The organism is Paracoccaceae bacterium (assembly GCA_019454225.1).
Taxonomy (GTDB): Bacteria; Pseudomonadota; Alphaproteobacteria; order Rhodobacterales; family Rhodobacteraceae.
The window spans coordinates 670,072-695,322 of record CP075370.1 but is presented as its reverse complement, the minus strand read 5'-3'; the positions used below and the strand labels follow the sequence as shown (position 1 = coordinate 695,322).

Below are 25,251 nucleotides of genomic sequence, written 5' to 3'. Positions count from 1 at the left end.
TGACAGTTCGCCGCACCGTTCCGCTCGCCAGGGCGGCCAGGCCAACCCAGGTATGCAGAAGGACCGCACCGGAAGATCGGCTGTCATCGGCTCGGGCATCGCGATCCGCGATGTGGTCAAGACCTATGGCGGCTTTCGCGCGACCGATCGTGTCAGCCTTGCGATCGAACCGGGCGAGTTCATCACCCTGCTTGGCCCCTCGGGCAGCGGCAAGACCACGCTGCTGAACCTGCTCGCCGGATTCCAGCGGATCGATTCCGGCGAGATCCTGGTCGACGGGCGCCCCATCAACAACGTGCCGACCCACAGGCGCGGCTTCGGCATGGTGTTCCAGAGCTATGCCCTGTTCCCCAACATGACGGTCAACCAGAACGTCGCCTTTCCGCTGCGCATGGCGGGGGTGGACCGCGCCACGACCGAACGGCGGGTCGCGGAAACGCTGGAAATCATGCGTCTGTCCGAACACGCCCGCAAGTTGCCGTCCGAGATGTCGGGCGGCCAGCAACAGCGCGTGGCCATCGCCCGTGCGATCGTGATGCGCCCCAAGGTGGTTCTGATGGACGAACCCCTCAGCGCGCTCGACCGGCGCCTGCGCGAGTCGATCCAGATCGAGATCCGCGAACTGCACCAGACAATCGGCAGCACGATCCTGTTCGTAACCCACGACCAGAGCGAAGCCCTGACAATGAGCGACCGGATCGCCGTCATGGATGCCGGGCGCATTGTTCAGGTCGGACGCCCGTCCGAGATCTATCGCCATCCGGAGAACCGTTTCGTCGCCTCGTTCGTGGGCGAAAGCAACCTGATCGACGCCGAGGTTGTGCAGAAGCGCGGTCGCACGATGACGCTGCGCAGCCGGGGGGGTTACGTCTTTCAGGCCGAAAGCCGCGAGTCGTTCGATATCGGCCGCGCCACAGTGCTGGTGCGCCCCGAACGCATCGCCATCACGGATGAACCACGGCCGAACAGCATTTCCGCCACCGTCATCTCCGCCCTGTTTCTGGGCGAGACGCTGCGCATCGAGGTGCGGCTGGATGGAGGCGAAACCCTGCTGATCCGCTGCACCGACACTGCCCGCCGCCCCCTGCCCTCTGTCGGCGACACGTTGCATGTGGGCTGGGGCGCCGAAGATTGCTGGGTGCTGACATGACCGAGGCGTCGTTGTCCACGCCCGCGCGGCGCGTGTTGTCGGACCGGCTGAGCGATCCGGCGTTGCTGCTGGTTCCGGCGGTCGGCTTCCTCGGGTTCATATACCTGCTGCCGCTGATCGACCTTACGCGCATCAGCTTTGGCGGCGAGACCTGGTGGCAGCATTTCGAACGCGTGTTCGCCGTTCCGCTCTACTGGGAATCCCTGGTCCGCACGATCAAGATCTCGGTGACGGTGGCCTGCCTGTGCCTGCTGTTCGGCTATCCCACCGCGCTGCTGATCCATCGCAGCAAGGGCATTGTTCAGGTGCTGATCGCCACCGCGATCGTGCTACCCTACTTCATCGCCATCCTGATCCGCACCTATGCCTGGATGGTGCTTCTGGGCCGCAACGGGCCAGTCAACAAGCTGGCGGTCTGGCTCGGCATCTTTGACGAGCCCATGGCGCTTCTGTTCAACCGCGGCACCGTCCTGCTTGGGATGACAGCCGTGCTGCTGCCGCTGATGGTACTCAGCATCTATGCCAGCGTCGCGCGACTTGACCAGAGCCTGACGCGCGCGGCGGTGGCCAGCGGCGCGGGGCCGATCGCCGTGTTCTGGCGCATCCTGCTGCCGCTGACCCTGCCGGGGATCGGCGCGGGCTTCCTGCTGGTCTTTGTCAGCGCGCTCGGCTTCTTCATCACCCCGACGCTTCTCGGCGGACCAGGTGACCAGATGTTCGCCATGCATATCACCCAGCAGGCCGATTTCGTGACCTCTGAGGGTTTTCTTCAGGCACTGGCGGTCGTGCTTCTGGTGATCACGCTTGCCGTCGTCGCCGTGGCCGGACGCTTCATGGGGTTCGAGTTCATCTGGGGCGGCAGGAAGCTGACCGACGCCGCCCCACCCGTGGCATCGAAACGCGGCGCCGCCGGTCGTTCACGCACCTTGGGCATGGTGCTGGCCGACCTCGTGGGCTGGCCGCTGCTACGACTGCTCGGTCGGCTGCATGCCGGTTTCGGCACCTGGACGGTGCGGCTCATGGGCGGCTTCGTGGTTGCCGCGCTGATCCTGCCAATCCTTGTGGTCATCATCATCTCGTTCAGCAGCGCCAGCTACCTGACCTTTCCGCCGCCAGACTACTCACTTCGCTGGTACGAAAAATTCTTCTCCGACTCCACATGGATGCGCGCGTTCTGGAACTCCGCGCTGATCGCCGCCTTGTCGGCCTGCATGGCCGTGACCCTGGGTTCCGCGGCCGCCATGGGGATCGTCCGCAGCCGCATCCGCTACAAGTCCGCGATCATGCTGCTGCTGGTCAGCCCGGTGATCGTGCCGCCGGTGGTGCTTGGCCTTTCGCTCTACAGCCTGTTCCTGCGGTTCGACATGGTCGGCACCATCTGGGGCCTCGCGGCCGCCCATGCCATCGGTGGCCTGCCCATCGTGGTGATCATCGTTTCGGCCGCGCTGCAATCCGTCGATCCGAAGCTTGAACAGAGCGCGGCAGTGCATGGCGCATCGCCCGTGACCGTATTCCGCACGGTCACCCTGCCCGCCATCGCGCCGGGCCTGGCAGCGGCGGTGTTCTTCTCGTTCCTGCATTCATTCGACGAGCTGGTCCTGTCGCTGTTCCTGTCCAGCGCCCAGCTGCGGACCCTGCCCCTCATGCTGTGGGCGGACATCAACTATCAGCTCAATCCGGTGCTTGCGGTGGTCTCGACGCTCGAGGTCCTGCTGGTCGTCGGTGGGATCATCCTTGCACGGCCGGTTCTTGCCCGGTCGCGCGGGGCGGCGTGACGGAAAACCAGGCGGAACATTAGAGGAGGATGACATGCTTGGACGGACATTCCTGAAGGGTTCGGTGTCGGCACTGGCCGCTGCCGTTCTGGTGGCAGGCTGGGTGGCGCCCGCGGCCGCGCAGAGCACGCAGGTGGTCATGCAGGACCCCGGCGGTGGCTATGGCGAGGCGCTGCGCAAGGTGATGTACGACCCCTTCACCAAGGAAACCGGCATCGAGGTCGTGACCGTGCAAGAGGCCCGGTCCGGCCCGCGGATCAAGGCACAGGTCGAAGCCGGTCGAACCGAATGGGACCTGACGTTCATATTCGATCAGGAAACCAAACTTCTGGGCGATTGCTGCCTGGCAGACATCGACTACAGCAAGCTGTCCGAAGGCGCACAGAAGACCCTGGCGGCAATGCCCGACAACCTGAAGCGGCCGAAGGGCGTGGCGTTGCAGGTGATCGGGGTTGGCCTTGTCTACAACACCGATCGCTTCCCGCCCGAGAACGGCCCGAAAAGCTGGGCCGACTTCTGGAACGTCGAGAAGTTCCCGGGCAAGCGCTGCATGCCCGGTTGGCCGCGCTTCGTGATGGAAGCCGCGCTGATGGCCGACGGCGTCGAGAAGGAAGCGCTCTATCCGCTCGACATGGAGCGCGCGCTGAAGAAGATCGAAGAGATCAAGCCCCACATCGCCAAGTGGTGGACAACCTCGGCCCAGCCGCCGCAACTGCTGCTGGATGGCGAGGCCGACATGTGCATGACCTACACCGGCTCGACCAGCAAGCTGGCGCTCGAAGGCGCGCCGATCGAGGTCGAGTGGAACCAGGGGTTCGTCTACTACGACTTCTTCTCGATCCCCAAGGGCGCGCCGAACTACGACAACGCCCTGAAACTTCTGTCATGGCGGCTGGAGCCCGAGCGGGCGGCAGAATTGACATCGAACTTTCCGGTCGCCCTGCCCTCGTCCGTGGTGTTCGAGGCGGCGGATCCAGCGGTCAGCATCTACTGGGCGAACAATCCCGCCAACGTGTCGCGCGCCATCGAATGGAGCCCGGACTACTGGGGCGCCCCGTCGCCGGACGGCCGGTCGACGAACGAGGAATACGGCCAGGAACTGCTGAACGCGCTTCTGGCGAAGTAACACGTGGCTGGCAGGCGGCCGCCCACGCCGGGGCGGCCGCCGCAATCGGTTGATTCGTCGGGCGATCCCGCCATGATGCAGCAGCACTGACAGGGAGCCGGTCGCCGAATGGACAAAGCCTTCATCAAGGGCCTTCGACTGATCGAGGCGTTGGCCCTGAGCGAACAGCCGCGCGGTGTCACCGATCTTGCTGCCGAGCTGTCGATGACGAAAAGCAACATCCACCGCCTGCTGACCACGCTCATGGCCCAGGGATACGTGCGCCAGATTCCGCCGCATAGCACCTACGAGTTGACAACCCGCATCTGGGAACTGGGAAGCCACGTCATGCGCCGGATGGACCTGATCAAGGTTGCCCGGCCCGCCATGGCGCGGCTTGCCGAAACCACCGGCGAGACGATCCATCTTTCGGTCCTTGACGGCACCGACGTGGTCTATCTCGACAAGATCGAAAGCGCCCATCACATCCGTGCCCACACCAGCGTGGGGGCACGGGCACCCGCCTTCACGGTTGCGACCGGAAAGGCCATGCTGGCAATGTTGCCGGAAAGCTATCTTGACCGCTTTGCGCCGCACTTGCGCAGCTATACCGAAACCACCCGCACCACCCTTGACGCCCTGCGCGCCGACGTGCGGCTGGCCCGCGAGCAGGGCTATGCGATCGTCCTGCATGGCGAATGGCGTGACGGCATAGCGGCCTGCGCCTGCGCGATCCGTGGGCGTTCCGGCGAGCTTGTGGGTGCAATCGGCCTGTCGGGGCCGGACTCGCGTGTCAAACGCAAGCAGCTTCTGCAATATTCGGCCAACGTAATGGCGGCGGCCCGTGCGATATCGACCGCGTTGGGATATGGCGGTCAGCCATGAGGCACAGCAAACACGCATAATCAGGATACCCCGATGACCGACTATCCAGACACGAAGCTTCTGATCGCAGGTGAATGGCGCGACAGCGCAGATGGCCGCACCATCGATGTGGTCGATCCCGCGACCGGGGATGTCATCGGCACCGTAGCCCACGCAGGCCGTGCCGATCTGGACGCGGCGCTTGATGCCGCGCAGGCAGGTTTTGCCGTCTGGAGCAGCACCGGCGTCTTTGATCGCTACCGTATCATGCGCCGCGCCGCAGACCTGTTGCGTGACCGCGCCGACGCGATCGCCCGCATGATGACCCGCGAACAGGGCAAGCCACTGGCCGAGGCCAGGGCCGAGGTGATGAGCGGCGCGGATGTCATCGACTGGTTCGCCGAGGAAGGTCGCCGGACCTATGGCCAGATCATCCCTGCGCGGGTGCCCGGCGTCACGCAGATGACGATGAAGTTGCCGGTCGGGCCGGTCGCGGCCTTCACCCCGTGGAATTTTCCGATCAATCAGGTCGTGCGCAAGCTGTCCGGCGCGCTTGCCGCCGGGTGTTCGATCATCGTCAAGGCACCCGAGGAAACGCCAGCCGCACCGGCGGCCCTGATCCGCGCCTTTGTCGACGCCGGCGTGCCGGTCGGCACGGTGGGCCTGGTCTACGGCGTGCCCGCCGAGATCTCGGAATACCTGATCCCGCATCCGGTGATCCGCAAGATCTCGTTCACCGGATCGACGCCCGTCGGCAAGCATCTTGCCGCCCTGGCCGGTCAGCACATGAAGCGCGCGACGATGGAACTGGGTGGGCATGCGCCCGTCCTGGTGTTCGAGGACGCCGACGTGGACAAGGCTGCAACGCTGCTGGCCGCCACGAAATGCCGCAACGCAGGGCAGGTCTGCGTGTCGCCCACACGGTTCCTCGTGCAGGGTGCTGCCTTCGATCCGTTCCTCGAAAAGCTGACCCACGGAATGGCCGCAATCCGGGTCGGCAATGGGCTGGAGGACGGCATCCAGATGGGACCGCTGGCCAACCACCGCCGCCTGCAGGCAATGGAGACGCTGGTCACCGACGCCGTCGATCGGGGTGCACGGCTGATGACCGGCGGTCAGAGGATCGGCAACACGGGCAACTTCTATGCCCCCACCGTGCTGGCCGAGGTGCCGCCGGATGCCCGCATCATGCATGAGGAACCGTTTGGCCCCGTCGCGATCGTCAATCGCTTCTCGACGCTGGATGAGGCGCTGACCGAGGCCAACAGGCTGCCGTTCGGGCTGGCATCCTATGCCTTCACGCGGTCGGCCGAGGTGATGCACGCCCTTGGGCGCGGGATCGAGGCCGGAATGACGACGATCAACCACATCGGACTTGCCCTGCCCGAGGTGCCCTTTGGCGGCGTTCGCGACTCCGGCTATGGCACCGAGGGCGGGTCGGAGGCGATCGAAGCCTATCTGGTGACCAAGTTCGTCACGCAGATGGCGACCTGATCCAGACCCGGCGCAACCCAGCGGCCATCACGGCGTCGCCGGGTTGACAGCTGTCAACCAGTTCCCGCCGCGGAATCTGGAGAGACGCCCGGAGCCTTGACGCCCGGAGACAGCGCGTGACCTGCGACTGCTCTTTCATCCCGATGCGACCGGAACCGGTCGCTGGCTTGCGCCTTTCGGCGCAGCTTGAGCACTTGCGCGGCGCGCGAAACTCTCATCGCGCGCATTGGATCGGGCGTGACAGGGCATCGTGCCGGTCCTTCGCTGTGCACAAAGCCCGTCGCCCGTCTGCTGCCAATCCGCAACCTGCGGGTCGAGCGCCTAGAACACGGCACGGGGCAGCCAGGTGCTTGTCCCCGGCATCAGCCAGATGAGCGCCATCGCCACGATCTGCAACAGGATAAAAGGCACGACGCCCTGATAGATCATGCCCGTGGTGATGCTGGGCGGTGCAGCGCCCCGCAGGTAGAACAGCGAGAATCCGAAAGGTGGCGTCAGGAAGGAGGTCTGCAGGTTCACGGCGATAAGCACGGCCAGCCAGATCGGATCATGCCCCATCAGGATCAGCGGCGGCACCAGGAGCGGCAGCAGGATGACCGAGATTTCGACAAAATCCAGAAAGAAGCCGAGAACGAAGATGAAGGCCATTGCAAAGAACAGCGCCCCGGTCGGCCCGCCGGGCAGTGCCGTCAGGATGGCCGCAACCCGGTGCTCGCCCCCCAGACCTACGAAGACCAGCGAGAAATACGAAGCCATCAGGATGGTGGCGAAGATCATCGAGGTGACCACCATCGTCTGTCCCATCGCCGCGAGTGCGATGCCGCGTCTGAAGGTGGCCAGCAGGGCCGCACCGATGGCGGCAATACCGATGATGGCCAGGCCGGAATAGACCGCAGCAATGGCATACTGTGCCGTTCCGGCGTCGGACCGCTGCAGACGGACAGGCGCCATCCCCGCCGCGACCGCCAGCGCCAGCAGCGACGCCGCCCCCGCAAGGATCAGCCACCGCGGCGCGCCCTGCTTCAGTCCCGCAAGCAGGATCGCCCCGATTGCCCCCACCGCTGCCGCCTCGTTGGGTGATGCGATGCCGCCAAGGATCGCGCCGAGCACGGCAAAGATCAGCAGCACCGGTGGCAGGATGGCAGCCGCAATCTCGCGCCCTGCCGGTTTCTGTGCTGTTTCACGCATCGCGGGCGCGTCGCCCGGGATCAGCCACGCGCGCCCCAGGATGTAGAGGATATAGATCATCACCAGCAGCAGTCCGGGCACCAGGGCTGCCGCAAAGGTCTGGCCGACCGAGATCGTCTCGATGGAAAACTTGCCCTGCTTGTACTGCGCCTGCTGGAAGGCGGATGACATCACCTCGGCAAGGATGATGAGAAGGGTCGAGGGCGGAATGATCTGGCCCAGCGTTCCGGCAGTGCAGACCATGCCCGATGCCAGGCGGGGGTTGTAGCCATTGCGCAGCATGGCAGGCAGGGCGATCATGCCCATGGCCACCACGGTTGCGCCCACGATACCGGTCGAGGCCGCCAGAAGCGCGCCTACCAGCATGACCGACACACCCAGACCGCCGCGGATGCCGCCAAACAGGCGCCCCATCGTCTCCAGCAGTTCCTCGGCGATGCGGGACCTCTCCAGAACCACGCCCATGAGCACGAACAGCGGTATCGCCGTCAGCACCGGGTTGGTCAGCACCGCAAAGAACCGCTGTCCCAGTGCGCCCATCAGGTTCAACTGGAAGTCGCCCGTCAGATGGCCCAGCAGCGCAAAGGCCGTGGCCACGCCGGCAATGGAGAACGCAACCGGATAGCCCAGCAGGATCACCGCGATCAGCGCCGCGAACATCAGCAGGTCAAGCGGAAGGGTCATGTCCTGTCCTTCAGGCGGATCATGTCACGGATGAGGGCAGACAGGCCCTGCGCCAGCAGAAGCACGCAGAACGCGGGTATCAGGGTTTTCAGCAGGTATGATGCCGGGATGCCGCCGACTGAGATCGCCCCTTCGCGGATTGCCCAGGATCGGCTGACGGTCGGCCACGACCAGTACAGAAGCACGACCAGCGACGGGGCGAGCAGCACCAGATGGCCGAAGATGTCGACCATGGCCTTACGCCGCGCGGTCATGCCCGCATAAAAGATGTCGACGCGCACATGGCCGTTCATCAAGGCGGTATAGCCCGCCCCCAGCATGAAAAGCGAAGCATGCAGGTAGAGCACGCCTTCGTTCAGGAAGATCGACGAATAGCCGAAGACATAGCGTAGCAGCACGATGCCGAACTGCAGCAACACCATGGCAAGCGCCGCCCACATCACGACCGCGCCGACCATGCGGTTGATCCGGTCCAGCCCGTCTGCGATCCGTTCCATGCGCGTCTTTCCAATGGCCAGGCCGGGCGGGGAACATCCCCGCCCGGATCGCGTGTCAGCCGCCGTAGTTGTAGCCGAGTCCCCGTGCGACCATCTGGCCACTGTCGGCGTGGGGCATGTATTCGACCATCAGCTTGCGATACGCGAGGAAGCTTTCGGTGATCCGCACGACCAGTTCGTCGTCCGATGCACGCAGGTCGGCGATGACCTCGCCCATGGCGTTGCCCATCGCCACGATGATCTCTTCGGGCCACTCGCGCACGGTCACGCCATGCTGGCTGACCAGTTCGCGCAGGGCGAGCGCATGCTTGGTGTTGTACTCGGTCAGCACCGGGTTGTAGAGGCTTTCGGCCGCATAGGTCACCGCCTGCTTCAGGTCATCCGGCAGGTCGTTCCACACCGCCAGGTTCACTGCGCATTCTTCGGCGGATGACGGTTCCCCGACACCCGGTCCGTAGTAGTTCTTGGCCACCTGCTGAAGCCCCAGCGCGCTGTCCGACCACGGCCCGATGAACTCGCCCGCATCCAGCGCACCCGACTGCAACGCCTGGAACATCGCCGGGCCGGACATCGCCTCGACGGCCACGCCAAGCTTGGACATCACCTCCGAGTTGAGACCCGTGGTGCGGTACTTCAGCCCCTTCAGGTCATCGAGCGAGGTGATCTCGCTGCGGAACCACCCTGCCCATTGCGGGCCCGAGTTGCCGCAGAGGAACGGCTTGAGCCCGAAGCGGCCGTACATCTCGTCGTAGAGCGCCTGGCCGCCGCCGTGCAGCATCCAGCCGTGCTGTTCGATGGCCGTCAGGCCCAGCGGCTGGCTGCCGAACAACAGGATGCCCTTGGACTTTGATCCCCAGTAGGCGGGCACGGCATGATAGATCTCGGCAGTGCCTTCGGCGACCGCGTCGAATACGCCCGGGCCTGGCACGATCTCGCCGGCTGCGAACAGTTCCACCTCGATCCGCCCGCCGGAAAGGGCGGTGATCCGGTCGGCCAGCATCTGCGCCGCGACGCCAGGGCCGGGCAGATTGCGCGGCCAGGCAGAGACGAGGCGCCATTTGCGGACATCCTGCGCGATGGCCGGGGCCGCCAGCGTCGCGGCAGCGGCGCCGATGCCGGCGGTTGCAATGAATGAGCGTCGTTTCATGGGTCTCTCCTTGCTGGTTTTCGTTCGGTTCTTGTGGCCTGTCGCCGTCCTTGACCGGTCAGCGTTTCAGGATGGCCGGCAGGTTCAGGCCGTGTTCGCGGGCGCAATCCAGCGCGATATCGTAGCCCGCATCGGCATGACGCATCACACCGGTCGCGGGGTCGTTCCACAGGACGTTGGCGATGCGTCGGTCCGCATCGTCAGTGCCGTCACAGCAGATGACCATACCGGAATGCTGGCTGAACCCCATTCCGACGCCGCCACCGTGATGCAGACTGACCCATGTGGCACCCGATGCACAATTCAGAAGCGCGTTGAGCAGCGGCCAATCGGATACGGCATCCGACCCGTCCTTCATTGCCTCGGTTTCGCGGTTGGGGCTGGCGACCGATCCGCTGTCCAGATGGTCGCGCCCGATCACCACGGGGGCCTTCAACTCGCCCTTGCGGACCATGTCGTTGATGGCCAGACCGGCGCGGTGCCGGTCGCCCAGACCGATCCACATGATGCGCGCGGGCAGGCCCTGGAACGCGATGCGGTCGCGCGCCATGTCCAGCCAGTTGTGCAGATGGGCATTCTCGGGGAACAGTTCCTTCATCCGGGCGTCGGTCTTGTAGATGTCCTCGGGGTCGCCAGACAGCGCCGCCCAGCGGAACGGCCCGATCCCGCGGCAGAACAGCGGCCGGATGTAGGCGGGCACGAAGCCCGGGAAGGCGAAGGCGTTTTCCAGCCCCTCCTCCTGCGCGACCTGCCGGATGTTGTTGCCATAGTCCAGCGTCGGCACGCCTGCGTTCCAGAACTCGACCATCGCCGCCACATGCGCCCGCATGCTGGCGCGGGCGGCCTTCTCCACGGCCTTCGGGTCGGTTTCCTGCATGGCGCGCCACTCTCCCACGGTCCAGCCCTGCGGCAGGTAGCCATGCACCGGGTCATGCGCCGAGGTCTGGTCGGTCACGATGTCGGGGCGCATGCCGCCCGCCTTCATCCGCGCAAGGATCTCGGGGAACACGTCGGCGGCGTTGCCGATCAGCGCGACCGACTTCGCCTCGCCCGCCCTTGTCCATGTGTCGATCATGGCCAGGGCTTCGTCCAGGGTATGCGCCTTGGCGTCGCAGTACCGGGTGCGGATGCGGAAATCCGCGCGCGTCTCGTCGCATTCAACCGCCAGGCAGCAGGCCCCTGCCATCACCGCCGCAAGCGGTTGCGCGCCACCCATGCCACCCAGGCCGCCCGTCAGAATCCAGCGGCCCTTGAGCGACCCGCCGTAATGCTGCCGCCCGGCTTCGGCAAAGGTCTCATAGGTGCCCTGCACAATGCCCTGCGTGCCGATGTAGATCCACGAGCCCGCAGTCATCTGGCCGTACATGGCCAAGCCCCTGCGGTCGAGTTCGTTGAAATGGTCCCAGGTTGCCCAATGCGGCACGAGGTTCGAGTTGGCGATCAGCACGCGCGGGGCATCCTTGTGGGTGCGGAACACGCCCACCGGCTTGCCCGATTGTACCAGCAAGGTCTGATCGGCCTCCAGTTCACGCAGGCTGGCGCAGATCTGGTCGAAATCCTCCCAGGTGCGGGCTGCACGGCCAATGCCGCCATAGACGACCAGCTCGTGCGGGTTCTCGGCGACGTCGGGATGCAGGTTGTTCATCAGCATCCGCAGCGGCGCCTCGGTCAGCCAGCTTTTCGCGGTGATCTCGGTGCCGGTGGCAGGAAATATGTCGCGGGTGTTGTGACGCGGGTTGTTCATGATCAGGACCTCAGGACGTGGGCCAGCGCGGCAAGCCGGCGCAGCAGGTTGGACAGGATCGGGCGCAGGATCGCGGCCTTGGCGGACGAGTAGGCGAAGGGCGGCGTTTCGGTCTCAAGATGCGTGGACTGGGCCAGTTCCATCTGCACGGCATGGACCCCGTCGCCCGGGCGGCCGTAGTGCCGTGTTGTCCAGCCGCCCTTGAACCGGCCGTTCAGGACCGACGAGAACCCGTCCGCTCCGACAAGTGCCGACAACAGCGTCTCTGCGATGCGGCCGTCGCAGGCGGCGCCATCGGCCGTGCCGATATTGAAGTCGGGCAACGTGCCGGAAAACAGGAACGGGATGCGCGAGCGGATCGAATGGCAGTCATACAGGATCGCCACGCCATGCCGGGCGCGTACCCGTGCGATCTCCGCTGCAAGCGCGGCATGGTAGGTCGCGTGAAACGCCGCTCGCCGTGCCTCGATCTCGGCTGCGTCGGGCACATCGGTCCAAAGCGGTTCGCCGTCGAAATCGGTCAGCGGCACCAGCCCGGTGGTGTTCTGCCCGGGATAGAGGCTTGAGTCGTCCGGCGGGCGGTTCGCGTCGATCACATAGCGGTGGAACGTGGCGCGGACCGTGGTCGCCCCCGGCAGCAGGCCATCGTAGAGCCGCTCGACATGCCAGTCGGTATCCGTCAACTGCCGACCCCGGTCGTTCAGCCGGTTTCTGATGCGCTCCGGAACATGTGTGCCGGTGTGCGGCAGACCCAGCACGACGGGGCTGTCACCCTGGATGACCTCGACCGGGGTCACAGGCTGAACTCCGCAATTCCGCCGGCGGTGACCAGGCCGCCGTCACGAACCAGCCGGCTTGCCGCCTCGATGTCGGGCGCGAGGTAGCGGTCGGCCTCCAGTCGGGGCGATACGGCACGCACTGCCGCCAGAACCGATTGCAGCGGCCCCGAGGTGACCAGAGGCGAACGGCATTCGATCCCCTGGGCCGCGCACAGGGCCTCGACCCCGAGGATGACGGACAGGTTGGCATTCATCCTGCCCAGCCTGCGCGCACCGTGCGCGGCCATGCTGACGTGATCTTCCTGATTGGCCGATGTCGGCGTGCTGTCGGTCGAACAGGGGGTCGCCAGATGCTTGTTCTCGCTCATCAGGGCCGCCGTCGTCACCTCGGCGATCATGAAGCCGGAGTTCAGGCCCGGATCGGGTGTCAGGAACGGCGGCAGGTCATGGCTCAGCGTCGGATCGACCATCAGTGCCACGCGCCGCTGCGCGATGGCGCCGATCTCGGCCACTGCCAGCGCGATGATGTCGGCGGCAAAGGCGACAGGCTCGGCATGGAAGTTTCCGCCCGAGATGATGCCCGCGCCGATCACCAGCGGGTTGTCCGTGACCGCGTTTGCCTCGGTTTCCAGCGTCGTGGCCGCAAACCGCAGCAGGTCGACCGCCGCGCCTGCCACCTGCGGCTGGCAGCGGATGCAGTAGGGGTCCTGCACCCGGCTGTCGCCTTCACGATGGCTTTCACGGATGACCGATCCGGCCATGAGCGCCCGCATCCGCTCGGCCACCTCGATCTGGCCACGGTGTCCGCGCAGCGTGTGGATCTCGGGCTGAAGTGGTGCCGTCGATCCCATGATCGCGTCGGTCGACAGGCTGGCGGTGACAAGCGAACTGGCCGCATTTCGCCAGGCGTCGAACAGCCCGGCCAGCGCGAGTGCAGTGGAAAACTGCGTGCCGTTGATCAGGCCCAGGCCCTCCTTGGGGCCTAGCGTCACGGGTGTCAGCCCGGCCGCCGCCAGGGCCGCCGCGCTGTCCATCCGGCGGCCCCGATAGGTGGCCTGTCCGGCCCCGATCATCGTGGCGGTCATATGGGCAAGCGGGGCCAGATCGCCCGACGCACCGACCGACCCCTGACCGGGCACCACCGGCGTTACCCCCGCAGCCAGCATGCCCTCGATCTGTGCGATGATGTCCCACCGCACGCCGGATGCGCCGCGCCCGAGTGACAGAAGCTTCAGTGCCATCATCAGCCGCGTTGTCGCTTCTTCCAGCGGCTCGCCCACACCGCAGCAGTGCGACAGGATCAGGTTGCGTTGCAGGGTAGCGGTGTCTTCGGCCGCGATCTTCACGGACGCCAGCTTGCCGAAGCCCGTGTTGACGCCATAGACCGCCGTTTCACCCCTGGCAGCTTCCGCGACCTGCGCTGCGGCCGCCTCGACATCTGGCCGCGCAGCGGGATCCAGCCGTGCGGCCAGCCCCTCGCGCCACAGGTTTTCAAGCTGCGCCAGCGTGGTGGCGCCCGGCGTCAGGGTCAGGGCGGTCATGCGGATTCTCCGAAGATGCGGACGTGAAGCGGGTTGAACCCGATGCGATAGGCAAGCTCGGCGGGCGTCTCGACATCCCAGATGGCAAGGTCGGCGCGCAGGCCCGGTGCAATGGCGCCCGTGTCCCGCAGGCCAAGGGCAAGGGCAGCGTTCCGGGTCACGCCGCGCAGCGCCTCGTCCGGGGTCAGGCGGAACAGGGTGCAGGCCATGTTCATGGTCAGGAGCAGCGAGGTCAGGGGCGACGAGCCCGGGTTGCAGTCGGTCGCCAGCGCCATCGGCACCCCGTGGCTGCGGAACGCCGCCACAGGCGGCAGCTGCGTTTCACGGATCGCATAGAATGCCCCCGGCAGCAGCACGGCGACCGTGCCGGATGCCGCCATCGCGCGGGCATCGTCGTCGGTCGCATACTCCACGTGATCGGCCGACAGCGCGCCATATCGCGATGCAAGTGCGGCGCCGCCCAGATGCGACAGCTGTTCGGCATGCAGCTTGACCGGCAATCCAAGGGCCCGGGCGGCGTCGAACACGCGGGCGATCTGTTCGACGGAAAAGGCGATGCCCTCGCAGAATCCGTCCACCGCGTCGACAAGCCCCTCGGCATGGGCCGCGTGCAGGGCGGGCAGGCACTGCTCGGTGAGGTAGTCGTCAGAGCGGCCCTTGTATTCGACCGGTATGGCGTGCGCGCCCAGGAAACTTGTCCTGATCCGCACGGGGCGCAGGACCGCCAGCCTGCGGGCCACCCGGAGCATCCGGAGCTCCGTCTCGACATCAAGGCCGTACCCCGACTTGATCTCGACACAGGATACCCCTTCGGCCAGCAGGGCATCCAGACGCGGCAGGGCCTGCGCGATCAGCGCGGCCTCGTCGGCAGCGCGCGTTGCCGCGACGGTCGAGACGATGCCGCCCCCGGCGCGCGCCACCTCTTCATAGCTGGCACCCTCCAGCCGCATCTCGAACTCGCGGGCGCGGTGGCCGCCATGCACCAGATGGGTGTGGCAATCGACGAAGGCGGGCGTGACGAGCCGCCCCTGCAGATCGTGCCGGTCCCAGCCCGCAAGATCGGCGGGCAGGTCGGCCTCTGCCCCGGCCCAGGCGATCCGCCCGGCCCGCAGCGCGATGGCGCCGCGCGCGAGGAATGCGCCGTCCCCTCCGGCGAGGGCCAGATTGGCCAGAACGGTGGGCGCGGCGAATTCCATCTTGATTCCCCCTGAGATTGGCATAATATGTCCATACATAATAATCCTGTCAACCGGGGGATGGCGTGATGGCGGAAATCTGGGCGGCGCAGGCGCTTCTGGCCGATGGGTGGGCCGAGGACGTTACCGTGACAATCGACGACGGGCGCATCGCCGGGGTTCAGACCGGCACGACCGCACCAGCGGACGCCCGGCGCGTGGACGTCCTGCTGCCCGCGCCGACGAACCTGCATTCCCATGCCTTCCAACGTGCGATGGCCGGCCTGACGGAACGGCGCGGCCCCGATCCGCGCGACAGCTTCTGGACATGGCGGCAGCTGATGTACCGCTTCCTGGACCAGTTGACGCCCGATGACGTGCAGGCGATCACCGCCTTCGTGCAGATGGAGATGCTGGAGGCGGGCTTTGCCGCAGTGGCCGAGTTCCACTATCTGCACCACCAGCCCGGCGGAATGCCGCATGACGATCTTGCAGAAATGTCGGCGCGGATCGCGGCGGCCGCTGCCGATACCGGCATCGGCCTGACGCTGCTGCCGGTCCTGTATGAATACGGCGGCTGCGACCGACGGGCGCTCGGACCGGGACAGGTCCGTTTCGGCAACGATCCTGATCGTTTCGCGGCCCTGCTGGAGGCCGCCGCACATGCGCTGGCACCGCTGCCTGGCGATACCGTTCTGGGTGTTGCGCCGCACAGCCTGCGCGCGGTCACGGAAGAGGGGTTGCGGGCTGCCATAGCAATGCGCCCGGGGGCGCCGCTGCACATGCACCTGGCCGAACAGATTGCCGAGGTGGAGGAGGTGCTTGCACATCGCGGTGCGCGCCCGGTCGAATGGCTGCTCGCGAATGCACCAGTCGACCCACGCTGGTGTCTGATCCACTGCACCCAGATGGAACGCCCGGAAACACTGGGCCTGGCAGCGACGGGTGCCGTCGCGGGGCTTTGCCCGATAACCGAGTCGAGCCTGGGCGACGGCATATTCGACGGGGTTGCGTGGCTGGGTGCGCAAGGTCGGTGGGGAATCGGGTCGGACAGCAACATCCGCATCTCGCTGGCCGAGGAACTGCGCACCCTGGACTACAGCCAGCGCCTGCGGGACCGGTCACGTGCCGCGCTGGCGACCGCCGGGGAATCGACCGGCCGCGTCCTGTATCAGGGGGCGGCCAGGGGTGGCGCACAGGCCGCCGGACGTGATGCAGGCGTGATCGCCAAGGGCAAGCTGGCCGATCTGCTGGCCCTCGACGGCGCCGGCCCGGATCTGGCGGGGCGACGCGGGGATGTGGTGCTTGACAGCTATGTCTTCGCGGGGGATGACCGGCTGGTCAGCGACGTGTGGTCCGCGGGTCGGCATCTGGTGTCAGGCGGGCGGCACGCCAGGCATGCCGCCATCACCCGCGCCTATGTCGCCACCGTTTCGCGCCTGCGGGCGGCCTGAGATGGCGCCGCTGACCTGGCAGATGGTCCGCGCCGAGGCGCTGCGCCGCATAGGCGATCGCGAATGGATGCCCGGCCAGATGATCCCGCATGAAGCCGATCTGGCCACCGAACTGGGCTGCGCCCGCGCCACGGTGAACCGCGCGCTGCGGGATCTGGCATCGGCGGGGCTGCTGGAACGGCGGCGCAAGGCGGGCACGCGGGTGCCGCTGAACCCCGTGCGCAAGGCAACCTTCGAGATCCCCATCATCCGGCAGGACATCGAGGGGCGAGGCCACGCCTACGGCTATCAGCTGCTTCTGCGGCAAAGCCGGGTGCCCGATGCGGGTGTGCTCGGCGAACTGCGGCTCCCCCCGGGGACGCAGCTGATCCGCGTTTCGGCCCTGCATTCGGCGGACGGCCGCCCGTTCTGTTTCGAGGATCGCTGGATCAACCCCGTGGCCGTGCCGGAACTCGACCAGGCTGATCTTGCCAGGATCAGCGCGAATGAATGGTTGGTGCAGAATACCTCGTTCTCGGGCGGCGACATCTCGTTCGGTGCGGTGAACGCCGACCCGGCGATGGCCGAGCGTCTGTCATGCCCCCCGGGCACGGCGCTTCTGACCATCGGTCGGACGACCTGGGCAGGTTCGATGCCCATCACGTCCGTCTCGCTTACCTACATGGCCGGACACCGGATGCGCACCACGATCTGATGCCTGGCAAGGGGCTTGGGCGCAGGTCGATCACCCCCGAAAGACGCGCGCCAGGCTGACGGCGGCATCCCACAGGTCAAACGCACGGGCGTAGAAATGCTCGCGCGTGGCGAATGGCCTGTCGGCCGATCCCGAGGCTTCGGCCTCCAGCGTGTCGATGAGCCGCATCAGACGCCGCCGGTGAATTCCGAGCCATGCCTGAACCGGATCTGCCAGAATGCCGGCGAACGCAGCAACGACCGCGCCCGCCATCACCAGGACCACAATCGTGGCCGCGACCAGCCAAGGCGCGGGCCCGACCGGAAACACGCCGTACCAGACCCCGCCAAGTGATTCACCCAAGGGGAACTCGGCCACTGCCGTCCCGTGCGACACCGCCTCGGCCACGCCCGGTGCCATTGACATCACGCCCGGCGTCAGGGCCTGGAACACCGCGGCGCCAACCGCCAGTGTGAACAGGGCCGCAGTCATTTCGGCAACCGCAGCCCGTGTGCCGCTGTAGTCACCCAGAGCCCGCAGGATCCGTCGCGACATGACCTGCGCCGCCTCGACGCTGCCGCTGCGGCGGACGAGTTCACGCAGCTGCGGTGCCGAGAGCACGGCGCGGGACAACGCCGCCTCGTCCCCGAGCCGGGCGGATTCCGTCGCGGCAAGCCCGAGAAGTTCGGTGACGATCAGCACCTCGATGCGGCGGGCAACGGCTGTGGGAAGGTGGATGCGGCGCTGCGCGAGCCAGTCCGCCTGTCGTCGCATGCCCAGGCGGCGAAGAACCCAGCGAAGGATCAGTGCCAGGACCAGCAAAGGGGAAAGCGCGACGTTGATCGGCGCCCGCAGGATATCGACGCCAAGCGCGGCGCCATGCAGCCGCAGCGTGCCGGGCCATGTGAAGTGTCGGCTGACGAACGGGTCCACCCTGTCACGGCGGTCATGAAAGCATCCGCGCGCACCACCGGTTGGCGACGCGGGCCCTACCATGACAACATGCCCCCAGTTCCCTGCATCATTCCCGCCTCCGGGGCGACAAGCACCCGCCTAACATAGCATCGCCCGATGCTTGCGGTAGGGTCCTGTCACTGTCCGAACACCATTGGGGCATGGCGGCCATCCATCGCTCCGCGAGGTCGCGCAGGACCGGTTCGGATCACATGGTGAACGCGGTCAGCAAGGTCACGGTGGCATCCGGCGACAGGCAACGGCTTCGGACGGCGGAATGTCGGTCGGGGATCCGACACACAGCCGCAGCGGATGTGGTGCATAGGGGAAGTGCGCGCAGGCTTGGGCGTTCAAGCCGACGCCCAACCCCCGGGGAGGCAGCGCCTTGGCGGTGGGAATCGCCAAGGGGCATGCGGCGGGGGTCAGGCAGGACCTGCTGGCGCAGATGGAACGCGCCCCTCGGTTCAGGGCGGACGCCGCAGATGTTCGATCATCGGCGGCGAGAGATCGCGGCACATGCCCGAAGTGTCATGCGGCCGTCGTCCGAGCGTGGGCGGCCACCGGTTTCATGCCTCATGCGTCGCGCTGTGCGATCCAGTCGTGATCGGGATGGTTCCTGAACCGCCATTTGCGCAAGGGTCCGGCCATGACGTTCAGATAATACATGGCGTATCCATAGGGCGCCCCGCAGGGATGGTGTCCGCGTGGCACGAGCACCAGGTCGCCGTCTGCGACCGCCATGGTCTCGTCGAGGCTGCCATCCTCGGTGAACACCCGCTGGATGCCGAAGCCCTGTGCGGGATTCAGGCGGTGATAGTAGGTTTCTTCCAGATAGGTCATTGCGGGAAAGTCGTCTTCGTCGTGCCGGTGTGGCGGATAGCTTGACCAGTGGCCCGCCGGGGTGAACACCTCGGTCACCAGCAGGCTGTCGGCGACGTCGCGCTCTTCCATCGCGATGGCATTGATGTGGCGGGTGTTCGTGCCGCGTCCGCGCATGATCTGCGGCACGCCTGCGGGTCCGATCACGGCGGCATCGCGGCCCGGCTTTCCCGGTGCCGTGCAGACCGCGAGCGTCAGGTCGGTGTCGGCCGTCGCCGTCCAGCCGCTGTGCGCCGGAACATAGAGACAGTGGGGCGGCGTTGCCTCGAACACATCCAGCCGGTCGCCGAGGATGCCGAAATCCCGGCCGCAAGCGCCCACCCTCGCCCGCCCCTCGACCAGAACCAGGATCGCCTCGCGTCCGCCCGTCGCCTCGGCCGCGCTTTCGCCCGGCCGCAGGCGATACAGCGCAAAGCCCACGTATCCCCATCCCGCGTCTGCGGGGGTCAGGTCATGGACCTTTCCGTGTGTCCCGCGCGGCTTGCGCAGCAGGCCGGTCTGCGCAGGATGACTCATGCCAACCCAGCCTCGCGTGCCTGACGCCGCAGCGTGGCAAGGCCGAGCGTCTGGTAGAGCAGCGGGTTGCGGACCTGCGGATCCTGTTCGGCCTCGATCACGATCCAGCCGTCATAGCCAGCCCCAGCCAGGATGCGCAGCAGCGGCTCGAAATCGATCGCCCCCTCCTGGTCCCCCGGGACCGTGAAGGCCCCGGCCACCACGGCCTGAAGGAACGACAGCCCTTCGGCCCGCGCCCGGGCCACGACATCGGGACGGATGTTCTTGGCATGGAAATGCCGAACCCGGCCAACGTGACGCGCCAGCACGGCGGCCGGATCACCGCCGCCAAAGGCGCAGTGCCCGGCGTCGAACAGAAGATGGGTGTGGGGGCCGGTGGCGGCCATCAGCGCGTCAATGTCTTCGGGCGCCTCGATGATCGTGCCCATGTGGTGATGATAGACCAGCGTGATGCCCTGCCCCGACAGGTACGCGGCAAACGCCTCGAGCCGCGCACAGAATGCCTGCATTTCAGCCGCCGTCAGGCGTGGCCTGTCGTTGACCGGCTTCGCCGGGTCGCCATGAATCGCGTTCGACGTCTCGCAGACGATCATCACCGTGCAGCCGTTGTGCTTCAGCCGGGCCAGGTGCCTCTGGCAGGCGGCGATTTCCGCATCGACCGACCGGAGCAGCAGTTCGGCCGAGTACCAGCCCGAAATGAAGGCCAGCCCGTGCGAAGCCATCAGCACCCGCAGGTCTTCGGGATCGTCGGGCCAGCGGTGGCCGTTCTCGATGCCGTCGAATCCGATCTGCCGGCCGGCTTCGTCCAGGATGCGGGCGGTGGGGATGTCGGCGCCGATGCTGCGGTCGTCGTCATTGGCCCAGGCGATCGGGTTGGTGCCAAATCGGATCATGCCTGTTCCTTCCGTTGGATGTCATAGACTTCGCGGGCGGACCGCACGTCGGGGCGGGTGCTGACCTCGGGCACGGCCACATCCCACCAGTGTCCGCCGTGCGGCGTGCTCGGATAGGGATCGGTATCGATCACGATGACATAGGGCCCGGTGATGTCCGTCCGCCGCGCCAGTGCTGCCTCAAGCTCTGCGATGCTGGCGACCTTTGCGGCTGTCGCCCCCATGCTGGCGGCATGCGCCGCAAGGTCGATCTGCGGCTGGCGGTCGATCCGGGCATGGGCATAGAGATTGTTGAACTCGGCCCCGCCGGTGCTCATCTGCAGCCGGTTGATGCAGCCATAGCCCCGGTTGTCGGTGATCACGACCGTAAAGGCGACGCCCTGCATGGCCGCCGTGGCAAGTTCGGAATTCATCATCATGTAGCTGCCGTCGCCGACCATGCAGATCACGTCGCGGTCGGGTTCGGCCATCCTGATGCCCAGTGCGCCCGCGATCTCGTATCCCATGCAGGAAAACCCGTACTCCATGTGATAGGACATCGGCCGCGTGGCTTTCCACAGCTTGTGCAACTCGCCCGGCATGGTGCCTGCGGCGCACATCACCACGGTGTCAGGCCCGGCGGCGCGCTGCACCGCGCCGATCACCTGCTGGTCGGTCGGAAGGGCATTGCCTTCGGCCGGTGCGGCGGTCAGAGGGTCGACCGCAGCGAACCAGGCCTCCTTCAGCCCCGGCGGAACCGGCGGGGCCCTGTGGTCGCGCAACTCATGGGCAAGCACCGCCAACGCCATCGCGGCATCGCCGTTCAGCGGCTCGGCCCCGTGCTTCGCCGCGTCATAGGCATTGACGTTGATCGACACGAGCCTGCGCCCGGGCGCCTTGAACAACGACCAGCTTCCGGTGGTGAAATCCTGAAACCGCGTGCCCACGCCGATGATCACGTCCGCCTCGGCGCAGACCGCATTGGCCGAGGACGCACCGGTCACGCCCACCGGGCCGAGGTTGAGCGGATGGTTCCAGGGCAGCGCCGACTTGCCCGCCTGTGTTTCCACGACCGGGATCCCCGTTGTCTCGGCAAACCGCTGCAACTCAGCGGTCGCGCGCGAGTAGTGGACACCGCCGCCTGCAATGATTACCGGGCGCTTCGCCTTGCGGATCAGATCGCGCACGCGCCAGACCTCGGCCTGTTCAAGGCCGGGACGGCGGATGCGCCACACGCGGGGGGCGAAGAACGCCTCGGGCCACTCATGGGCTTCGGTCTGCACGTCCTGGCAGAAGGCAAGCGTGACCGGCCCGCAATCGGCCGGGTCGGTCATCACCCGCAGCGCGCGGGGCAGCGCGGTCAGAAGCTGCTCGGGCCGGGTGATCCGGTCGAAATAGCGGCTGACGGGGCGAAAGCAGTCATTGGCCGAAACGGTGCCGTCGGCGAAATCCTCGACCTGCTGCAGCACGGGGTCAGGCCCGCGCCCGGCAAACACGTCGGCGGGGATGAACAGCACGGGCAGGCGGTTCACATGCGCCAGGCCCGCCGCCGTGACCATGTTCAGGGCCCCGGGGCCGATCGACGATGTCACCGCCATGGCCCGCGTTCGGCCAAGCTGCTTGGCATAGGCGATGGCGGCATGGGCCATGCTCTGTTCGTTCTGCCCGCGATAGGTGGGCCAGACGTCCCGGATGCCATGAAGCGCCTCGCCCAGCCCGGCGACATTGCCATGGCCAAAGATCGCCCAGCACCCGGCAAGATAGGTCTCGCCCGTCTCGGTCTTCTGCGCGGCCAGCCAGCGCACCATCGCCTGCGCGGCGGTCAGTCGGATCGTCGTCATCGTCCTACCCCTTCGCCCTGGCCCGCGCGGCATCCCAGAGCGCGCAGAGCCTTCCGTAATTCTCGGCCATCATCGTCACCGCCGCTTCGGGTGCCATGCGTCCCTCCATGTAACCCTCGGCCGCCGCGCCAAAGATGGTGCGGCCGACGGCAAAGCCCCGGACAAGGTCGAACCGCGCTGCCTTGTCGAAGGACGCGGCCAGCGTGTCCTCATCCTCGCCAAGCCCAAGCACCAGGATACCCCGCGTGTCGGGATCATGTTCGGTGATCGTGTCGCACGCGGCCCGCCAGCCCGCATCCGTGCGCATCGGTTCCAGCTTCCACCAGTCGGGATAGACCCCGATCTGATAGAAGCGCCGGATCACGTCTGCGGTCGTGGCATCATCGACCGGCCCGGCCTTCGACGGGATCACCTCCAGCAGGAATTCCAGCCGGTTGCGCCGCGCGGCGTGGAACAGCCGGGTGACCGTTGTCTCCTGCGATGCCTTCATCTCGGCGGTATCGTCGGGGTGGTAGAAGCACAGCACCTTGACCACATGCGCCAGCGGCCATTCCGCCAGCCCGCCAAGGTCCGGCCCGATCTCGGGTTCCAGCAGCAGCGGCCGCGACCCGGGCAGTTCCACGGGCCGCCCGATCCAGAGGCCGGTTTCGGCCGCGGCATGCAGGGCGCGGCGGCCCAACCGGCTGTCGCAGAGGATGCCGTGGCCGGGCCGGCCCGCCTGCACCCGCACGGCGGCCGCCAGGCACAGTTCCTTGAACGCCGCGATCCTGGCGGCGTCGGCGCCCGGCAGCGTTTCCATCTGCATCCGGTGGTCGAAGGCAAAGATGCGGGCGGTTGACCAGTCGCCATGGCGATTGGTGGACCAGTGGATCTGCTCCAGCGTGTCGTCATTGCGCAGATCGGGCCGCACGATCCCCCGCCGCAGGAAGAACTGCAGCTCCGCCCATGACGGATAGGCGGGTGCGCAGCCGTGCCGCGACACGGCAAAGGCGCCGCAGGCATTGGCGTATTTCAGCACCACCGGCCAGTCCTCGCCGTCCAGCCAGCCCTTGAGAAGGCCCGACATGAACCCGTCACCCGCCCCCAGCACGTTGAACACCTCGATCGGAAAGCCCGGCCCCGCCGCGCCCTCGTCCAGCGCCTCGGGGATCGCCCCGGTGAATGCCACCGCACCCATCGGACCGCGCTTGCAGACTAGCGTGGCCTGCGTCACCGCCCGCACCGCCCGCAGGGCGGCAATGGTGTCGGTGGTCCCGCCCGCGATATGGAACTCTTCCTCGGTTCCGACGATCAGGTCGAACAGCGACAGGGTCGTTTGCAGCTTGGCCGTGACCTTGCCGCTCTCGATGAATCGGCTTTCGCCTTCGCCATGGCCCGCCAGCCCCCAGAGGTTCGGCCGGTAGTCGATGTCAAGCGCCGTCCGGGCCCCGCCGTCGCGCGCCAGGCGCAGCGCCTTGAGCACGGCGGCCTCGGTGCGCGGATGCGACAGATGCGTGCCCGTGGCCACCACCGCCCGGGCGCGGGCGATGAAGGTCGGGTCGATGTCATCCTCGCACAGGGCCATGTCGGCGCAGTTCTCGCGGTAGAAGATCAGCGGAAAACGGTGCTCGTCGCGGATCCCCAGCAGAACCAGTGCCGTCAGCCGCTCCGGATCGGTGATCACGCCGTCGGTGCAGACCCCCTCGCGCACCAGCTGCTCGCGGATGAAACGGCCCATGTGTTCATCGCCGACCCGGGTCAGCAGCGCCGACCGCAGTCCCAGGCGCGCGGTGCCCACCGCCATGTTGGTGGGGCTGCCGCCCACATATTTCTGGAAACTCGCCATGTCCTCCAGCCGCCCGCCGACCTGCGCGCCGTAGAGATCGACCGACGCGCGGCCGATGGTGACAAGATCCAGGTCGCGGACCATCAGAGAACCTCGGCCACCTTGACGGCCCGCCCCTCGGCCACCGACTTCAGCGCCGCCTCGGCCAGTGCCAGCGCCAGCAACCCGTCCTGCCCCGTCGTCGGCGTGGGGCTGCCCCCCTTCACGGCATCGATGAACGCCGCGATCTCGTTCGCATAGGCGGCGATGTAGCGGGTCATGAAGAAATTGAGCAGCGGCGCCTCGTGGAAGCCCTGGCCATCCGCCAGCGTCAGGCGGTTCTCGGCATGGTTCCGCGCCGCCACCATTCCCTTCGAGCCCAGCACTTCGATCCGCTGGTCATAGCCATAGGTCGCGCGGCGTGAATTGGTGATGATCGCCTGGCGCCCCGATGCCGTGCGCAGGATCAAGTTGACACTGTCATGGTCGCCCGCCTTCCCGATCGCCGGGTCGGTCAGCACCGAGGCGGCGGCCATGACCGTTTCAACCTCTTCGCCCAGCAGCCAGCGCGCCATGTCGAAATCATGGATCGTCATGTCACGGAAGATGCCGCCAGAGCGCGAGATGTAATCCAGAGGTGGCGCGCCCGGGTCGCGGCTGGTGATCGTGACCATCTCCACCGTACCGATCTTTCCGGCATCAATGGCCGCCTTGACGGCCATGAAATCGGGGTCAAAGCGGCGGTTGAAGCCGACCATCAGCGTGCCCTTCTCGGCCTCGACCGTCTTCAGGCAGGCGACGACGCGCGACAGCGACAGGTCGACCGGTTTCTCGCAGAACACGGCCTTTCCCGCGCGCGCGAAACGTTCGATCAGATCCGCATGCGTGTCGGTCGGGGTGCAGATCACCACGGCATCCACATCGGCGGCGGCCTCGATCGCGTCGATGCTGCGGATGTCGCAACCATGTGCGACGCGCAGCGCCTCGGCCGCTGCCGCGACAGGATCGGCGACGGCGACAAGACGCGCACCGGGCGTGGATGTGACCGCGCGGGCATGGACCTGGCCGATCCGGCCCGCTCCGAGAATGGCGAAGTTCAGCGACATGGTTCTTTC

At 66.8% G+C, this 25,251-nt stretch carries 20 protein-coding genes; 7 read left to right on the top strand and 13 right to left on the bottom strand.

Annotated features, from left to right (window positions below; translation table 11 throughout):
• Nucleotides 1-52 precede the first annotated feature (52 nt).
• The 5 genes from KF887_03340 (at nt 53) to KF887_03320 (ending at nt 6,388) form a co-directional block, all read left to right on the top strand.
• Nucleotides 53-1,150: an ABC transporter ATP-binding protein gene (locus KF887_03340; GenBank protein ID QYK42177.1), complete on the top strand. Its 1,098-nt coding sequence runs from the start codon at nt 53-55 to the stop codon at nt 1,148-1,150.
• Nucleotides 1,147-2,925 carry an ABC transporter permease subunit gene (locus tag KF887_03335; GenBank protein QYK42176.1) on the top strand — a complete coding sequence of 593 codons (1,779 nt, stop codon included), beginning with the start codon at nt 1,147-1,149 and terminating at the stop codon, nt 2,923-2,925. Before KF887_03340 ends, KF887_03335 begins: the two co-directional genes overlap by 4 nt.
• A 34-nt stretch (nt 2,926-2,959) precedes the next feature.
• The gene (locus KF887_03330) at nt 2,960-4,051 is read left to right on the top strand and encodes an extracellular solute-binding protein (GenBank protein QYK42175.1); all 1,092 of its coding nucleotides are present in this window, start codon (nt 2,960-2,962) and stop codon (nt 4,049-4,051) included.
• Between the two features lie 108 nt (nt 4,052-4,159).
• Complete coding sequence (locus KF887_03325) at nt 4,160-4,915, top strand: IclR family transcriptional regulator (protein QYK42174.1); 756 nt, start codon at nt 4,160-4,162, stop codon at nt 4,913-4,915.
• A 33-nt stretch (nt 4,916-4,948) separates the two neighbouring features.
• The gene (locus KF887_03320) at nt 4,949-6,388 is read left to right on the top strand and encodes an NAD-dependent succinate-semialdehyde dehydrogenase (GenBank protein QYK42173.1); all 1,440 of its coding nucleotides are present in this window, start codon (nt 4,949-4,951) and stop codon (nt 6,386-6,388) included.
• A 321-nt stretch (nt 6,389-6,709) separates the two neighbouring features.
• Here KF887_03320 and KF887_03315 read toward each other — a convergent pair whose 3' ends face one another.
• From KF887_03315 to hutI, 7 genes are read right to left on the bottom strand one after another with little or no spacing between them, the layout of a single operon-like run.
• The gene (locus tag KF887_03315) at nt 6,710-8,260 is read right to left on the bottom strand and encodes a TRAP transporter large permease subunit (protein QYK42172.1); all 1,551 of its coding nucleotides are present in this window, start codon (nt 8,258-8,260) and stop codon (nt 6,710-6,712) included.
• A complete protein-coding gene (locus KF887_03310) occupies nt 8,257-8,757 on the bottom strand; it encodes a TRAP transporter small permease subunit (GenBank protein QYK42171.1) in 501 nt (166 codons plus the stop codon). Before KF887_03310 ends, KF887_03315 begins: the two co-directional genes overlap by 4 nt.
• A 55-nt stretch (nt 8,758-8,812) precedes the next feature.
• Entirely contained in the window at nt 8,813-9,904 is a 1,092-nt protein-coding gene (locus KF887_03305; GenBank protein QYK42170.1) for a TRAP transporter substrate-binding protein, read from the bottom strand.
• A 58-nt stretch (nt 9,905-9,962) separates the two neighbouring features.
• Entirely contained in the window at nt 9,963-11,648 is a 1,686-nt protein-coding gene (locus KF887_03300; protein ID QYK42169.1) for a urocanate hydratase, read from the bottom strand.
• A 2-nt stretch (nt 11,649-11,650) separates the two neighbouring features.
• Nucleotides 11,651-12,445 (bottom strand): N-formylglutamate deformylase, encoded by a 795-nt coding sequence (gene hutG, locus KF887_03295; protein QYK42168.1) that lies wholly within the window; start codon nt 12,443-12,445, stop codon nt 11,651-11,653.
• Nucleotides 12,442-13,968, bottom strand: coding sequence for a histidine ammonia-lyase (gene hutH, locus KF887_03290; protein QYK42167.1), 1,527 nt, complete (start codon nt 13,966-13,968; stop codon nt 12,442-12,444). The genes hutG and hutH overlap by 4 nt, the downstream gene beginning before the upstream one ends.
• On the bottom strand, nt 13,965-15,164 hold the full coding sequence (gene hutI / locus KF887_03285) for an imidazolonepropionase (protein QYK42166.1): 1,200 nt from the start codon (nt 15,162-15,164) through the stop codon (nt 13,965-13,967). Before hutI ends, hutH begins: the two co-directional genes overlap by 4 nt.
• Nucleotides 15,165-15,232: 68 nt before the next feature.
• Here hutI and KF887_03280 point away from each other — a divergent pair, with 68 nt between their 5' ends.
• Together KF887_03280 and KF887_03275 are read left to right on the top strand one after the other, a co-directional pair.
• The gene (locus KF887_03280) at nt 15,233-16,597 is read left to right on the top strand and encodes a formimidoylglutamate deiminase (GenBank protein ID QYK42165.1); all 1,365 of its coding nucleotides are present in this window, start codon (nt 15,233-15,235) and stop codon (nt 16,595-16,597) included.
• A gap of 1 nt (nt 16,598) precedes the next feature.
• A complete protein-coding gene (locus tag KF887_03275; GenBank protein QYK42164.1) occupies nt 16,599-17,291 on the top strand; it encodes a UTRA domain-containing protein in 693 nt (230 codons plus the stop codon).
• A gap of 30 nt (nt 17,292-17,321) precedes the next feature.
• Here the strand turns inward: KF887_03275 and KF887_03270 are convergent, their stop codons facing one another.
• The 6 genes from KF887_03270 to iolG form a co-directional block, all read right to left on the bottom strand.
• Nucleotides 17,322-18,266 (bottom strand): hypothetical protein, encoded by a 945-nt coding sequence (locus tag KF887_03270; protein ID QYK42163.1) that lies wholly within the window; start codon nt 18,264-18,266, stop codon nt 17,322-17,324.
• Nucleotides 18,267-18,797: 531 nt separating this feature from the next.
• A complete protein-coding gene (gene iolB, locus KF887_03265) occupies nt 18,798-19,619 on the bottom strand; it encodes a 5-deoxy-glucuronate isomerase (protein QYK42162.1) in 822 nt (273 codons plus the stop codon).
• On the bottom strand, nt 19,616-20,512 hold the full coding sequence (gene iolE / locus KF887_03260) for a myo-inosose-2 dehydratase (protein QYK42161.1): 897 nt from the start codon (nt 20,510-20,512) through the stop codon (nt 19,616-19,618). Before iolE ends, iolB begins: the two co-directional genes overlap by 4 nt.
• On the bottom strand, nt 20,509-22,332 hold the full coding sequence (gene iolD / locus KF887_03255; GenBank protein ID QYK42160.1) for a 3D-(3,5/4)-trihydroxycyclohexane-1,2-dione acylhydrolase (decyclizing): 1,824 nt from the start codon (nt 22,330-22,332) through the stop codon (nt 20,509-20,511). Before iolD ends, iolE begins: the two co-directional genes overlap by 4 nt.
• A 4-nt stretch (nt 22,333-22,336) precedes the next feature.
• Nucleotides 22,337-24,241, bottom strand: a complete 1,905-nt coding sequence (iolC, locus tag KF887_03250) for a 5-dehydro-2-deoxygluconokinase (GenBank protein QYK42159.1) — start codon at nt 24,239-24,241, stop codon at nt 22,337-22,339.
• Nucleotides 24,241-25,242: an inositol 2-dehydrogenase gene (gene iolG, locus KF887_03245; GenBank protein ID QYK42158.1), complete on the bottom strand. Its 1,002-nt coding sequence runs from the start codon at nt 25,240-25,242 to the stop codon at nt 24,241-24,243. The genes iolC and iolG overlap by 1 nt, the downstream gene beginning before the upstream one ends.
• Between the last annotated feature and the right edge of the window lie 9 nt (nt 25,243-25,251).

Bases quoted from the DNA above. Each gene is read 5' to 3' on its own strand.
- KF887_03340 (QYK42177.1), top strand. From the start codon at position 53: ATGCAGAAGGACCGCACCGGAAGATCGGCTGTCATCGGCTCGGGCATC.
- KF887_03335 (QYK42176.1), top strand. From the start codon at position 1,147: ATGACCGAGGCGTCGTTGTCCACGCCCGCGCGGCGCGTGTTGTCGGAC.
- KF887_03330 (QYK42175.1), top strand. From the start codon at position 2,960: ATGCTTGGACGGACATTCCTGAAGGGTTCGGTGTCGGCACTGGCCGCT.
- KF887_03325 (QYK42174.1), top strand. From the start codon at position 4,160: ATGGACAAAGCCTTCATCAAGGGCCTTCGACTGATCGAGGCGTTGGCC.
- KF887_03320 (QYK42173.1), top strand. From the start codon at position 4,949: ATGACCGACTATCCAGACACGAAGCTTCTGATCGCAGGTGAATGGCGC.
- KF887_03315 (QYK42172.1), bottom strand. From the start codon at position 8,260: ATGACCCTTCCGCTTGACCTGCTGATGTTCGCGGCGCTGATCGCGGTG.
- KF887_03310 (QYK42171.1), bottom strand. From the start codon at position 8,757: ATGGAACGGATCGCAGACGGGCTGGACCGGATCAACCGCATGGTCGGC.
- KF887_03305 (QYK42170.1), bottom strand. From the start codon at position 9,904: ATGAAACGACGCTCATTCATTGCAACCGCCGGCATCGGCGCCGCTGCC.
- KF887_03300 (QYK42169.1), bottom strand. From the start codon at position 11,648: ATGAACAACCCGCGTCACAACACCCGCGACATATTTCCTGCCACCGGC.
- hutH (QYK42167.1), bottom strand. From the start codon at position 13,968: ATGACCGCCCTGACCCTGACGCCGGGCGCCACCACGCTGGCGCAGCTT.
- hutI (QYK42166.1), bottom strand. From the start codon at position 15,164: ATGGAATTCGCCGCGCCCACCGTTCTGGCCAATCTGGCCCTCGCCGGA.
- KF887_03280 (QYK42165.1), top strand. From the start codon at position 15,233: ATGGCGGAAATCTGGGCGGCGCAGGCGCTTCTGGCCGATGGGTGGGCC.
- KF887_03275 (QYK42164.1), top strand. From the start codon at position 16,599: ATGGCGCCGCTGACCTGGCAGATGGTCCGCGCCGAGGCGCTGCGCCGC.
- KF887_03270 (QYK42163.1), bottom strand. From the start codon at position 18,266: ATGGTAGGGCCCGCGTCGCCAACCGGTGGTGCGCGCGGATGCTTTCAT.
- iolB (QYK42162.1), bottom strand. From the start codon at position 19,619: ATGAGTCATCCTGCGCAGACCGGCCTGCTGCGCAAGCCGCGCGGGACA.
- iolE (QYK42161.1), bottom strand. From the start codon at position 20,512: ATGATCCGATTTGGCACCAACCCGATCGCCTGGGCCAATGACGACGAC.
- iolD (QYK42160.1), bottom strand. From the start codon at position 22,332: ATGACGACGATCCGACTGACCGCCGCGCAGGCGATGGTGCGCTGGCTG.
- iolC (QYK42159.1), bottom strand. From the start codon at position 24,241: ATGGTCCGCGACCTGGATCTTGTCACCATCGGCCGCGCGTCGGTCGAT.
- iolG (QYK42158.1), bottom strand. From the start codon at position 25,242: ATGTCGCTGAACTTCGCCATTCTCGGAGCGGGCCGGATCGGCCAGGTC.